10 protein-coding genes and 1 pseudogene are annotated in these 13730 nt (G+C 44.2%); 2 read left to right on the forward strand and 9 right to left on the reverse strand.

The genetic code is table 11. The annotated features are described in order from the left end of the window. The first annotated feature begins 79 nt into the window (after nt 1-79). Nucleotides 80-2266 (forward strand): TonB-dependent siderophore receptor, encoded by a 2187-nt coding sequence (locus CKV74_RS08980; protein ID WP_095177040.1) that lies wholly within the window; start codon nt 80-82, stop codon nt 2264-2266. 121 nt (nt 2267-2387) lie between these two features. Here CKV74_RS08980 and cysB read toward each other — a convergent pair whose 3' ends face one another. The 6 genes and pseudogenes from cysB to CKV74_RS09010 all read right to left on the reverse strand — a co-directional run bounded on the left by cysB (nt 2388) and on the right by CKV74_RS09010 (nt 7940). After that, on the reverse strand, nt 2388-3359 hold the full coding sequence (gene cysB, locus CKV74_RS08985; protein ID WP_007243111.1) for an HTH-type transcriptional regulator CysB: 972 nt from the start codon (nt 3357-3359) through the stop codon (nt 2388-2390). A gap of 16 nt (nt 3360-3375) precedes the next feature. Continuing rightward, nucleotides 3376-4263 (reverse strand): annotated as a pseudogene (gene rluB / locus CKV74_RS08990) (23S rRNA pseudouridine(2605) synthase RluB); the annotation flags it as partial. A 73-nt stretch (nt 4264-4336) separates the two neighbouring features. Then, the gene (locus tag CKV74_RS08995; protein ID WP_095177041.1) at nt 4337-4963 is read right to left on the reverse strand and encodes an L-threonylcarbamoyladenylate synthase; all 627 of its coding nucleotides are present in this window, start codon (nt 4961-4963) and stop codon (nt 4337-4339) included. Nucleotides 4964-5109: 146 nt separating this feature from the next. Continuing rightward, the gene (gene sucD / locus CKV74_RS09000; protein WP_095177042.1) at nt 5110-5979 is read right to left on the reverse strand and encodes a succinate--CoA ligase subunit alpha; all 870 of its coding nucleotides are present in this window, start codon (nt 5977-5979) and stop codon (nt 5110-5112) included. A gap of 3 nt (nt 5980-5982) precedes the next feature. Next, entirely contained in the window at nt 5983-7149 is a 1167-nt protein-coding gene (gene sucC / locus CKV74_RS09005) for an ADP-forming succinate--CoA ligase subunit beta (protein WP_095177043.1), read from the reverse strand. 101 nt (nt 7150-7250) lie between these two features. Next, on the reverse strand, nt 7251-7940 hold the full coding sequence (locus tag CKV74_RS09010) for a TIGR01621 family pseudouridine synthase (RefSeq protein WP_095177044.1): 690 nt from the start codon (nt 7938-7940) through the stop codon (nt 7251-7253). 14 nt (nt 7941-7954) lie between these two features. On the opposite strand from CKV74_RS09010, the gene cls reads away from it, so the two are divergent. Continuing rightward, the gene (cls, locus tag CKV74_RS09015) at nt 7955-9415 is read left to right on the forward strand and encodes a cardiolipin synthase (RefSeq protein WP_007243137.1); all 1461 of its coding nucleotides are present in this window, start codon (nt 7955-7957) and stop codon (nt 9413-9415) included. 155 nt (nt 9416-9570) lie between these two features. Here cls and CKV74_RS09020 read toward each other — a convergent pair whose 3' ends face one another. Genes CKV74_RS09020 through CKV74_RS09030 form a run of 3 tightly spaced genes read right to left on the reverse strand, consistent with a single transcriptional unit; the run spans nt 9571 to nt 13430 of the window. Continuing rightward, nucleotides 9571-10386, reverse strand: a complete 816-nt coding sequence (locus tag CKV74_RS09020) for a DmsC/YnfH family molybdoenzyme membrane anchor subunit (protein ID WP_007243121.1) — start codon at nt 10384-10386, stop codon at nt 9571-9573. 1 nt (nt 10387) lies between these two features. Continuing rightward, on the reverse strand, nt 10388-11005 hold the full coding sequence (locus CKV74_RS09025; protein ID WP_095177045.1) for a DMSO/selenate family reductase complex B subunit: 618 nt from the start codon (nt 11003-11005) through the stop codon (nt 10388-10390). Nucleotides 11006-11015: 10 nt separating this feature from the next. Beyond that, nucleotides 11016-13430, reverse strand: a complete 2415-nt coding sequence (locus CKV74_RS09030; RefSeq protein WP_007243144.1) for a DMSO/selenate family reductase complex A subunit — start codon at nt 13428-13430, stop codon at nt 11016-11018. Nucleotides 13431-13730: the final 300 nt, after the last annotated feature.

Here is a 13730-nt window from a genome sequence, read left to right on the forward strand (position 1 = left end):
TTCTATTGAGCAAACGATTGCATTTCCTGTATACTGCCGCTCCTTTTTATATTTACATGTGTTTATAGGAAAGCTATTTATGAAATTTCGCTTAAACCTCATTTCCACGGCCTTATTAGCCGTCCTATCCTACTCCGCCTACGCTGAAGAAAAATCGGCCGATACGGAAAAACTGGAACAAATCAACGTTAATTCCGAAGAATTACAACAACTTGGCTATCATGCTATTGGTACATCTTCCGTATCAAAAGTAAATGTACCGATTATCGATACCCCAACGACCGTGAATGTAGTGACCTCCAAATTGCTAGAAGATCGCAAACCTAATGATTTAGTCGATGCCCTTTCTAGCGTCAGTGGTGTCAGCCAAGCCAATACCTTAGGAGGCGTATTCGATGCCGTGCAAAAACGCGGCTTCGGCGGCAATCGCGATAATTCAATTATGCGTAATGGTATTCAAGCAGGGCCTTCCCATAACTTTGGTGCAACCACCGAAACCATTGAAGTATTAAAAGGCCCGGCTTCGGTACTGTATGGCATCCAAGATCCGGGCGGTATCGTCAATGTCATCACGAAAAAACCACAACAACAAAGCAAACATGTCATTGGTGGCAGCGTGGGCAACAATAGTATGTGGGGAACTCAATTGGATTCTACCGGTGGCTTAGGGAATGGCTTTGCTTACCGCTTTATTTACGATAAGCAGGAAAAAAATTACTGGCGTAATTTCGGCAAAATCAAAACAACAACTTATGCGCCATCCCTTTCTTGGGAAGATGATAAGACTAAAGTCTTGGTAGCCTATGAACATTTAGATTATACCCAACCGTTTGATCGTGGTACCCAGCTAGTAAATGGCACTGTGGTGAATATTCCTGCGGAGCGCCGTTTGGATGAACCGAACAACCAAACCACAGGCAAAACCGATAATATCCAAGTAAAAATCGAACGTAAGCTTAACGACCAATGGAAATTGAATTTTGCCTACGGCTACGCCCGCGATAAATATTTCTATCGCCAAACCCGCGTTGTGGCTGTGAATACCGATTACACCAATTCTCTCAGATATACATCAGGTGCAACAACACGCACTGTGGCTCCTCGTACAGCATTACGTCGTTTAGAAAAACAAGCGGCGGATCAACGGCTACATAGCGCTTCCTTAAATTTAGTTGGTGAATTTGCTATCGGCAATGTGGCGAACCGCTTTATCGTAGGTGTTGATGCCTCACGCAATTACCGCACAACAGGTCCGGTGTATAACAATGGCGGTTGGAGCAACTTGAATATCGATAACCCGGTTTATACGGATCCTAATGCTAAAGAAACCCTCGCAGCCAACAACTATCAGATCAACAATGTGAAAACTCTTGGCGTCTTTATCCAAGATACCGCTTATTTGACCGACAATCTGATTGTAACCGGTGGTTTACGCTATGAATATTTCGATCAAGTGGCCGGTCGCCATCGTATTGGTGCAGCATTTAAACCGAATACCGATCAGCATGATGGTAAATTACTCTATCAATTTGGAACCGTCTATAAATTCACTCCGAATTGGGCGACCTATGTGAATTATGCGGAATCCTTCCGTCCACAATACAGTATTGCCAGCCAAGTGGATTCCAACTTAAAACCGGAAGAAGGCAAATCCATTGAAATCGGTACCAAATATGAAAGTGCCAACATCAATGCAACCTTGGCATTATTCAATATCAACAAAAAGAATGTGGCCGAATCCTCTACCATCAATGGTGATAGCTACTTGAATGTTGTCGGCAAACAACGCTCCCGTGGTTTGGAATTGGATGTCAACGGCTCCTTAACGGATAAACTCAGCGCTTCCCTCACCTACACTTTCACCAAGGTGAACAGTCGCGAAAATTCCCTTTATCCGGTCGCAATTGGCAAACAACTTAACGGTGTTCCAAAACATCAAGCGGCGTTATTCTTAAGCTATGATTTGGGCGAAATGTTGAACGGCCATTGGCGAATTGGCGGTGGAGCTCGTTATTTGGGTTCCTGGTATGCCTATACCGCAAACTACAAAACGGCTTATAAAATCCCACATGCTACGGTTTATGATGCTTTCTTAGCTTATGAAACCAAGCTTGCCGGTAAGAAGTTAAGCCTCCAATTAAACGGTAAAAACCTTTCCGATAAAGTGTATTACCAATCCACCTCCGGCAATGCGGATAAGTATATCGTGCCGATTTCCTTAGGTTATGGTCGAGAAGTGGTACTTAATGCAAAATTAGAATTCTAATATTCCAAGCCCAAACAAAACGCCCGCAAATGCGGGCGTTTTTTTATTTTTAAATCAATTGTAATAAAATCAATGACTTACATGTTGTTTTTGAGAAAACTCTGAAAATCAATAGGGCGTTTTATTTCACCTCTAATTGCACATCATCAAAGAGTTTCTTCACGGCATTGTTATCCCGTAGACGTTCGGCTTTTTCGACCATATTACGGGTCAAATGAGGGGAGAAAAACTCAATAAAATCATACATGTAATTACGTAGGAAGGTGCTGTGTTTAAAGGCGATCTGAGTCATGCTGGCACGGAATAAATGGCCGGCATCAATCGCCACCAAATCCGTATCCGCTTCGGTATGTGCCATCGAGGCCATAATACCGACTCCAAGGCCCAGCCGCACGTAGGTTTTAATTACATCGGCATCGGTCGCGGTAAATACGATATTCGGCAAAATACCTGCGCTATTAAAGGCATAATCCAAATCCGATACGCCGGTAAAACCAAAGGTGTAGGTCACCAATGGATATTGACCAAGTTCTTCAATCGTCAAATCTTTGACCTGAGCCAATGGATGATCGGGTTTTACAATCACCGAACGATTCCATAAATAACAAGGTAACTGGATCAAATCATCAAATAAATAAGGCGCTTCGGTGGTAATCGCTAAATCTACTTCACCGGAAATTAACGCATCGTGAATTTGTGTCGGTGAACCTTGATGAATATGCAGGCTAACATCGGGATAGCGTTTAGAAAAACGTTCAATCACCGAAGGCAACATATAACGCGCTTGGGTATTAGTGGTGGCGATACGCAACACACCGTGGTTTGGTTGGGTATATTCATTAGCAACCGCCTTGATTCCCTGCGCTTTCACCAATAATTCTCGGGCTATTGCCACAATTTTCTTGCCGGCCGGAGTAATGGCTTTGATATGTTTGCCGTTACGTTCAAAAATTTCCAAGCCGAGTTCATCTTCCAATAAACGCACCTGTTTACTGATACCGGGTTGAGAGGTGTAAAGCGCATTAGCCGCTTCCGTGACGTTCAAGTTTTGGTTAACGATTTCTACGATATAGCGCAGTTGCTGCATTTTCATCCTGATACCCCACTACTTATTTTTTATAGCGTTTATTAAGTTCGGTATAACGTTTCACCGCTTTACGAATTTGGCTGGATTTCGGGCGACGCGCTGCCTGGGTCACATCCAATTTGGTTTCGGTTTCCGGCGCAAGCCCCACCAGTTCACGTAAATAATTAACATTAGCAAGATCCAATTCCTGCCAGCCGCCACGCGGTAAACCTTTAATCAACTTAATATTTCCATAACGAATACGAATTAAGCGGCTCACCTGAATCCCTTGTGATTCCCATAAGCGACGAACTTCGCGATTGCGTCCTTCCATTAGTGTGACATCAAACCATTGATTGATCCCTACACCACCGCCAAATTTAATCTCTTTAAAGGAAGCCGGCCCATCTTCCAATTGCACGCCCTTACGTAATCGGTGCAACATAGCCTCGTCAACTTGGCCAAATACCCGCACCGAATACTCCCGCTCCACTTCGCGGCTTGGATGCATTAAACGATTTGCTAATTCACCATCAGTGGTAAATAACAACAAACCGGATGTATTGATATCTAAACGGCCAACTGCAATCCAACGGGCTCCGGTAAGACGCGGCAAACGGTCAAATACGGTAGCGCGCCCTTCCGGATCATGGCGGGTACAAAGTTCACCTTCCGGTTTGTAGTACATCAACACGCGACATACTTCTTTTTGCGCTACGGTCAGATTGATTTGACGACCATCAATACGCACTTTCACGCCGGAATGCACATCAATCCGATCGCCAAGTGTCGCGATTTTGCCATCAACACTAATGCGTCCTTCGCTAATCATGGTTTCAATTTCGCGGCGAGAGCCCTGTCCGGCACGCGCGAGTACTTTTTGTAATTTTTCACTTTCGCCTTTTGCAGTGGATTTGACCGGATTTTTGGCAACAGAAGAATTACGGGATTGGGTATTTTTAATGGGTTTCATAAAGTGTCCTTTGTCGCTTTCCCAAGCGTCGTTATGCAATAAATGGAGAGGTCGGCCCACTACCTTGGCGGAGAATAATTGGTGTATCTTCCGTTAAGTCCACCACCGTGGTCGGTTCCTGACCGAGATAACCGCCGTGAATGATCAGTTCAACCTGATGTTCCAAACGGTCGCGAATTTCTTCCGGATCAGCCTGAGTAATATGATCTTCGTCCGGCAACATTAAGGAGCAGGAAAGAATCGGCTCACCTAAGGCATTCAGTAAATCCAATGCAATTTGATTGTCCGGTACACGAATGCCGATGGTTTTACGTTTTGAGGTCATCAAACGACGTGGCAGTTCTTTGGTTGCGGTCAAAATAAAGGTATATCGTCCCGGGGTATTATTTTTAATTAACCGATATGCACTATTACTCACTTGAGCATAGTTGGAAAGCTCCGATAAATCGCTGCAAACCAAGGTAAAATTATGCCCTTCCGGTAACTTACGAATTGCCACAATGCGATCCATCGCGTGTTTATCGCCGATCATACAACCTAAGGCATAGCCGGAATCGGTTGGATAGACGATAACCCCGCCATTACGTAAAATTTCAACCGCTTGATTAATCAAACGGATTTGCGGGTTTTCCGGATGGATATAAAAGAATTGACTCATTACGCTTATCCTTTAGAAAATTTGCGCAAATTATACAGGATTTTGGATCTAGGTTATATGATTTCGTTATAAAAAATAACGAGCAAATAAAAATCCGGTTCGATTCAAACAATCAAACCGGATTGAATTCGCATAACGGCTGATATTTATTTTAATAGCCCGCGCAAGGCTGCACCAATTTCCGCTAAACTTCTTACGGTTTTCACGCCTGCCGCTTCAAGTGCATTAATTTTGTCTTCTGCAGTACCTTTGCCACCACTAATAATCGCGCCGGCATGCCCCATACGTTTGCCTTTTGGGGCGGTAATTCCCGCGATATATCCAACAACCGGTTTAGTCACATGGTCTTGAATAAAGGCTGCTGCTTCTTCTTCCGCACTACCGCCAATTTCACCAATCATAACGATCGCTTCGGTTTCCGGATCCGCTTGGAAACGCTGCAAAATATCAATGAAACTAGAACCCGGAATCGGATCGCCTCCAATGCCAACACAAGTGGATTGACCAAACCCTTCATCGGTGGTTTGTTTGACCGCCTCATAGGTTAATGTACCGGAACGGGAAACAATACCAACTTTCCCTTTTTTGTGGATATGTCCCGGCATAATACCGATTTTGCATTCTCCTGGTGTAATGATACCCGGACAATTTGGCCCAATCATCACCACATCGGTTTGTTCTAATTTGGCTTTTACTGCAAGCATATCTAAGGTTGGAATACCTTCGGTAATACAAACAATCAACTTAATACCGGCTTCAATGGCCTCTAAAATAGCATCCTTACAAAACGGAGCCGGTACATAAATCATGGTCGCTGTAGCACCGGTTGCCACGACTGCATCCGCTACCGTATCAAATACCGGTAAACCTAAATGGGTAGTGCCGCCTTTATTCGGTGAAACACCGCCAACTAATTTAGTACCGTATGCAAGCGCCTGTTCTGAGTGAAAGGTTCCTTGTGAACCGGTAAAGCCTTGGCAAATAACCTTGGTGTCTTGGTTGATTAAAATCGCCATGTCTTACTCTCCTTTTACTGCAGCCACAACCGCTTGCGCCGCTTCTTGTAAACTATTCGCGGCAATAAGATTCAAATTACTTTGAGCTAAAATTTTTCGTCCTAATTCGGCATTAGTGCCCTCTAAACGCACTACCACCGGTACGGCCACGCCAACTTCATTAACTGCAGCGATGACGCCCTCCGCGATCAAGTCGCAACGTACAATACCGCCAAAAATATTCACCAACACTGCTTTTACCGCTTTATCGGTCAAAATAATCTTAAAGGCTTCAGCTACCCGTTCCTTAGTCGCACCGCCGCCCACATCAAGGAAGTTAGCCGGTTCACCACCATAAAGTTTAACAATATCCATGGTTCCCATAGCCAAGCCGGCACCATTCACCATGCAACCAATATTGCCTTCTAAAGCAACATAATTTAACTGATGCTGTTCCGCTTGGGCTTCGCGAATGTCACTTTGGGTGAAATCACGCAAGGCACTTAAATCCTGATGACGATACAGTGCATTATCATCAATCGTAATTTTGGCATCCAAGCATAATAACTGCCCTTCTTGAGTAACGACCAACGGATTGATTTCCAACAACGAAACGTCTTTTTCTACAAAAAGTTTGGCTAATTGGGTGAATATATGGGTGAATTGTTTATTCTGCTCATCGCGTAAACCTAATTTAAAGGCCAATTCGCGACCTTGATAAGCGGATGCTCCCAATAATGGATCGAGTGGCATTTTATGGATTAGGTGCGGCGTTTCACGTGCCACATCTTCAATATTCATTCCACCGGCACTTGATGCCATAAAGACAATTTGGCGGGAGCTACGATCAATAACCGCGCCTAAATACAATTCACTAGCAATATTGCAGGTTTCTTCCAGATAAATCGCATTAACCGGTTGGCCATGCTTATCGGTTTGGAAAGTTACTAAATTTTTTCCCAACCACTGTTCAGTAAAAGCGCGAGCTTCCGATTTGTTATGCACCAAACGGACTCCGCCAGCCTTACCACGGCCGCCGGCATGAACCTGACACTTGATGGCCCAACAATCACCGCTGAGGGTATCGATAGCTGCTGCCGCTTCATCGGAACTACGACACACTACGCCGCGGCTAATCGGTAAGCCGTAATCCTTAAATAACGCTTTCGCTTGGTATTCATGTAAATTCATTGCTCGTCCGCCTTGGTAAAAAAATTGGGGAAAATGTAACCTATTTTTAACAAATAAAAAAATTATTTTCAATTTGAATGAGAGTTCGATCACAAAAATTCTCACTCCTCTTGCGCAATCGATTCCGTTTGTGTAACAAATCCCATTTCCTGTATTTTTTCTTTCACTGCTTGACGATGCCAATATTCACCTTCACGTGGCAATGCACAAACCTGAATGCGTTGTTTTTGATAAACAAATTCTAAACGGGTGGCATGTAAATATACCCGATCCGCTATTTCCTCTTTTTTGCCATACAACAGATCGCCGAGAATTGGGCTTCCCAAACTTTTCATCGCGACCCGCAGTTGATGGGTTTTCCCCGTTTCCGGATAGAGCACAAAAAGCCGCAAATGAGGCTCACAACCGACGCTAATAAAACGGGTTTTCGCCGGATTCTCATGACTTTGACAAAGTTTCCAAGCGCCATCCCGCGCCTTTTGCATATCCCCGACAATTCTTCCCTGTTTTTTCTTCGGCTTATGTCGAGTTAAGGCCAAATAGGTTTTATCAACCTGACGATTAGCGAACAATTGCGATAATTCGGCAGCGCTTTGGCTATTGGTAGCTAACATTAATAAACCGGAAGTCACCTTGTCTAAACGGTGAACTAACCATAATTTAGCTAACCTCAATTGCTTAGCTAAATGCGCGGTTAGACCTATGGCCTCGTTATCTTTGTGGACACTGAGGCCACAAGGTTTGTAAATAATGATAAAATCTCGATGCTGATAAATAACGTCTATTTTCATAAAAGCGGTAAAACATGAATTTTGAGCACATTATACTGGTTTATATCATTCCCGTGGTTATTTGGATTGCGGTAATTTCCGTAACCCTACGTTTACTGATACGCAAACAGGCTGTATCCGTCACCTTAGCCTGGCTAATGATGATTTATTTGTTACCCGTAGTCGGTGTATTGGCTTATTTAATCTTAGGTGAAGTCAACTTAGGTAGTCGCCGCGCTAATGCATTTCGTATGCTCCATCCCAAATATCTCAACTGGCTCTCGCGCTTGAGTGAAGAGCGTCCGCTGATTAGTGCTCCACAGGATCTTCAATTTAGCCCTGTATTTAATTTGGCCTATCGACGTTTAGGTATTCCTTGTGTACGCGGTAATGAACTGCATATTTTGGATACGCCAGATAGCATTATTGACAGTATTATCAATGATATAAAGCAAGCTGAACACAGCGTACATATGCTGTTTTATATTTGGGCAGAAGCCGGAAGGGTTGAAGAGGTTGCCAGCGCCTTAAAAGAAGCCGTGGATCGCGGGGTTAAAGTCAAAATCCTGCTAGATTCTGTGGGAAGTAAACATTTTCTGAAAAGTGTCGCCTGTCGATCCATGAAAGCGAATGGCATCGCGATTATTGAGGCTCTGCATGTGAATCTGCTACGGATGTTTTTTAGCCGCATCGATTTGCGTCAACACCGAAAAATCGTGGTTATCGACAATCAAATTGCCTATACCGGCAGCATGAACATGGTCGATCCTAAATATTTCAAACAGGACAGCGATGTCGGTGAATGGGTTGATATGATGGTACGCATCAATGGCCCGGTATCCCCCGTGCTGAATAGTCTGTTTGCCTGGGATTGGGAAATCGAAACCCGCCAAGAAATTTTACCAACATTGCCGGCAGTACAACCGCCGAGTGTTGACGATAACGATACCCATTCGGTACAAATTATCGGTTCCGGACCGGCATTCCCAAATGATCTGGTGGCGCAAACCCTAGCTTGTGCAATCTTTAGTGCGCGCGAAAGTATTGTTATTACCTCGCCTTATTTCGTACCAAGCCATAACATTGCTGAAGCCTTACAAATTGCTGCCCTGCGTGGCGTAGATGTGTCCCTTATCGTGCCCTATAAAAATGATTCACTCATGGTGCATTGGGCCAGTTGTACCTTCTTTGATGATTTACTGGATGCCGGTGTGAAAATTTATGGCTTTAAGGCAGGGCTACTACACACTAAAAGCGTGCTGATCGATAACCGTCTAGCCTTGGTTGGCACGGTTAACATGGATTTACGCAGTTTCTTACTGAATTTTGAAGTGATGATGGCAGTGGAAGATCGTGCTTTTGCGAATGAAGTCTCACTATTACATGACAATTATTTGCAAAAATCCGAGCGCTTAGATCCGGCTATTTGGTCCAAACGGCCGTTCTATCATCGAATTATCGAAAAATTGTTTTTCTTCTTTAGTCCATTGCTCTAAACCGTTCAAAAGAAAAACGAAAAGAAATCAACACCTTATATATTTTCAAAGCAACTCTAATAAAATCAATGAGTTAGATTCAATTTTTTGCAAAACTCTAAAAAACAAGGGGGCGTTTTGCCCCCTTTTATTTTTTCTAAAAACCAACTATTAGTCTAAAAAGCCATGCCTAATGTCATATGCATTGCGTAGAACAGGCTACGGCCAATCATTTCCGCCAGCAAGGTTAAGCATAATGCTACCACTGCACCACCAACTTTACGCCGCCATAGCAAACAGGCCGCGACGGCTAATAAGCAAAGACGCAATGCAGTTAAGTACGCATAATCCGGCACCAATGCCGCAAAAGATGTCACACCGGTACGCAATTGGGCAAACTCAAATCCTTGATAAACAGCAACAATCGCCGCAACGCCCAAACCACATAGGAAAAGCTTTGGTAATAATGTGGCTTTGTCGCCCACGCGCCATAATAACGGCGCCGCTAATGCCGTACCACCAAGCACCACGGTTAAATAGAAATTAAATGTTGTAAATAGATTATCCCATGTCGGCACGGTTGGGATGTGATACACCCGATTCATCACATACATAAATGCCAAACCGGCTAGTCCGCTTAACGGTAACCATAAACGCCCTAAACCTTTCGGCATTTTTTCCATTAAGGCCAATAACCAATAGCCACCCGCTAAGGCAAAAAACAGCGCGCCGCAAGCAATTTCATTACTTAACATCGACTGTCCAACCCGATTTAGCGAGTTAAATGCCCGCCAAGGGCTCCCCAAGTGCATGATAGACGCGGCAAAACCAATAGCTAAAAACAATAAAATTGGCCATAAACCACGTTGTAATTGACGTTGTTTGTCCGCAAATGCACCGGCTACCGGAAACAATAACAACAACCAGGCACCGGCTGCGACCTGTGCCAATACGGTAAATAAAATTAGCGGAAATTCATGTAAACCGTTCATCTTAAACCTCCCGCGGATTACCTAAGAATCCGCTTTGATCGCCGCTTGGTCGGGCATTTTTATTAGGTTTAACCACCAAGTTCGGATGAGTATTATCCGCTGACGGTAACGGTGCGATCGATGCTTGAGAGCCATATTTGGCACGTAATTCATCAATCGGAGCGAAATCCAAGGCGCGCAATGGACAAGCTTCTACGCAAATTGGTTTATGGCCTTGGCCAATACGCTCATAGCAACCATCACATTTAGTCATATGCCCTTTGCGCGCATCAAATTGTGGTGCGCCATAAGGACAAGCCATGTGGCAATAACGACAACCGATACAAGTATCTTCATCCACAATGACAAAACCATCGGCATTTTTATGCATAGCGCCCGTTGGGCAAACTGCGGTACATACCGGATTGTCACAATGGTTGCAGGAAATCGACATATAGTAGGCGAACACATCCTGGTGCCAACAACCGTTGTCTAAGGCCGTCCAATTACCACCGGTATATTCATAAATACGACGAAAATTTACCGAGCTGTCCAAATCTTTGTAATCCTTACAAGCCATCTCACAGGTTTTGCACCCCGTACAGCGTTCGGAATCAAAATAAAAACCATATTGTTTCATGGAAAAGTCCTTATAAACGTTCAACCTGAACTAAATTGGAGTGTTGCGGATTGCCTTTGGCCAAGGGTGATGGCCGTTGTGTAGTGAGCACGTTAATACAGCCCGCATGATCAATCTTATCGCCGAACATATCAGCATCGTGCCAAGCACCTTCGCCCAGTCCGACAACCCCCGGCATAATCCGCGGAGTCACTTTGGCATCAACCCGCACTTCACCGCGATCATTAAAAATACGTACCTTGTCTCCATCTTTAATTTGACGGGAAGCTGCATCAAGCGGATTAATCCACATTTCCTGAGGATTCGCTGCCTGTAAAACATCGACATTACCGTAAGTGGAATGGGTACGCGCTTTATAATGGAAACCGCTTAATTGCAATGGATATTTTTCCATTAAAGGATCACCATAATGCTCAAAACTTTGTACATGAATCGGTAGCGGATCGATCACATCCCCCTCAGCCAATTGCCAGGTTTTAGCAATTTCCGCTAAACGGGAAGAATAGATTTCAATTTTGCCGCTTGGCGTTTGTAATGGATGTTTTTCCGGATCACGACGGAAGTCCTCATAAGCGACAAAACAGCCATTCGGGTCGACCTTCTTGAAAATACCTTGCGCGCGGAACTCTTCAAAACTTGGCAGTTCCGGCAATGCCTCACGGGATTGTGCGTAAATATGACGCAACCATTCTTCCTGTGTACGACCTTCGGTAAATTGTTCTTTAACGCCCAATTTCTCGGCCAAATCACTTAACATTTGATAGATATTGCGGCATTCAAAGGATGGTTGAATTACTTTATCTGCGAAGATCACATAGTTCATGTTCGCAACATAAGCATCCAAGGCAAAATCCATTTGCTCCGAAGCGGTACAGTCTGGCAATAAAATATCGCTGTATTTGGCCGTTGAAGTCAGATGATTGTCGATGGTAACAATCATTTCGCATTGGCTTTCGTCCTGTAAAATCTCGTGAGTACGATTGATTTGTGCATGTTGATTAATCAGACAGTTACTGGCGTAGTTCCAAATAAACTTAATCGGAGCGGAAAGTTTTTCCACACCACGAATACCGTCAGTTAAGGCTGTCATTTGCGGTCCACGTACAATAGCATCAGTCCATAAGAACATTGGAATACTGGCCTGCACCGGATTAGTGAGAGTCGGCATACGTACAAATGGCAATCCATAAGCACTTTCCCTTGCCCCAGTATTTCCCCCATGGATCCCCACATTACCGGTAAGAATCGGCAACATCGCAATCGCCCGCGAAATAAATTCGCCGTTACTGCGTCGTTGTGGTCCCCAGCCCTGGGCGATAAAAGCAGGTTTGGTCGTAGCAATTTCACGCGCCAAACTAATAATGCGAGAAGCCGGAATGCCGGTAATTGCTGAGGCCCAGTCCGGCGTTTTCGCAATACCATCGGCACCTTCACCTAAAATATAAGCTTTATAATGGCCGTTTTTCGGTGCATCGGTTGGCATAGTGACTTCGTCGAAACCAACACAATATTTATCTAAAAATGGCTTATCGATCAGATTTTCGGTAATCATCACATAGGCCATGGCAGCGACTAAGGCAGCATCAGTACCCGGACGAATTGGGATCCATTCGTCTTCACGTCCTGCACCGGTATCGTTATAGCGTGGATCGATAATAATCAGCTTCGCATTAGAACGCGCCTTGGCTTGTTCGATACAGTAAGTTAAACCACCGCCACTCATACGGGTTTCTGCAGGGTTGTTACCGAACAACACTATCAATTTGGTGTTTTCGATATCCGCCATACTGTTACCCAAGGCCCAACCACCGCCATAGGTGTAATCTAAGGCCACAGCGATTTGCGCAGTACTGTAATCGCCATAATGGTTTAAATAGCCGCCGATACAGTTCATCAAGCGCGCAACCATTGTTGCACCCGGTGGCCAGGAACGGGTCATGGTGCCGCCCAACGTTCCTGTGCCATAGTTGAGATAAATCGACTCGTTACCGTAAGCCTCAATATTTTTACGTAAGGATCGCGAGATTTCGGTTAAGGCCTCATCCCAGCTGATGCGTTTAAATTTGCCTTCCCCCCGTTTACCCACGCGTTTCATTGGATATTTCAAACGATCCGGGTTATATACCCGACGACGCATCGAACGTCCGCGTAAACAGGCTCGGACTTGATGATCCAAATTATAGGTTTCAGTTCCTGTGTTATCGGTTTCCACATAGGTGATGCGATTGTCCTTCACGTGCATACGCAATGGACAACGGCTACCACAGTTTACCGTACAGGCACTCCATACCACTTTTTCTTCTTCTGCCTTTTCACCGGGTGCCGCCAATGCTTTAAAAGGCAGCGCCAAATCGGTGGCGGCTAACGCGCTGGCAAGCGATGAAGTTTGTAAAAATTTACGCCGGCTTAATTGATTTAATGCCATACTCATCCCCCACAGTTGAGTAACTCCAAAAGAGATAAGATTGTAAAATCCACTACCCTAAATTAGCTATCCCATAAGCATGACCCCGATCAACAAATAACCTTGCAAATTTTAATGAAAAACAAAAAATTGATAAAAATCAATGGTTAAGATTAACAAGAATTATTCTCACGGAATTTTAGTCACTATTCTTCAGGTTATTTGTCGGGGAAATCGCATTTTTCAACCAACTTCAATAAAATCAATGACTTAGCTTTATTTTTAGGAAGAACATCTAAAATCAGAGGGGCGTTTTATTTC

The organism is Haemophilus pittmaniae (assembly GCF_900186995.1).
Classification (GTDB): Bacteria; Pseudomonadota; Gammaproteobacteria; order Enterobacterales; family Pasteurellaceae; genus Haemophilus_D; species Haemophilus_D pittmaniae.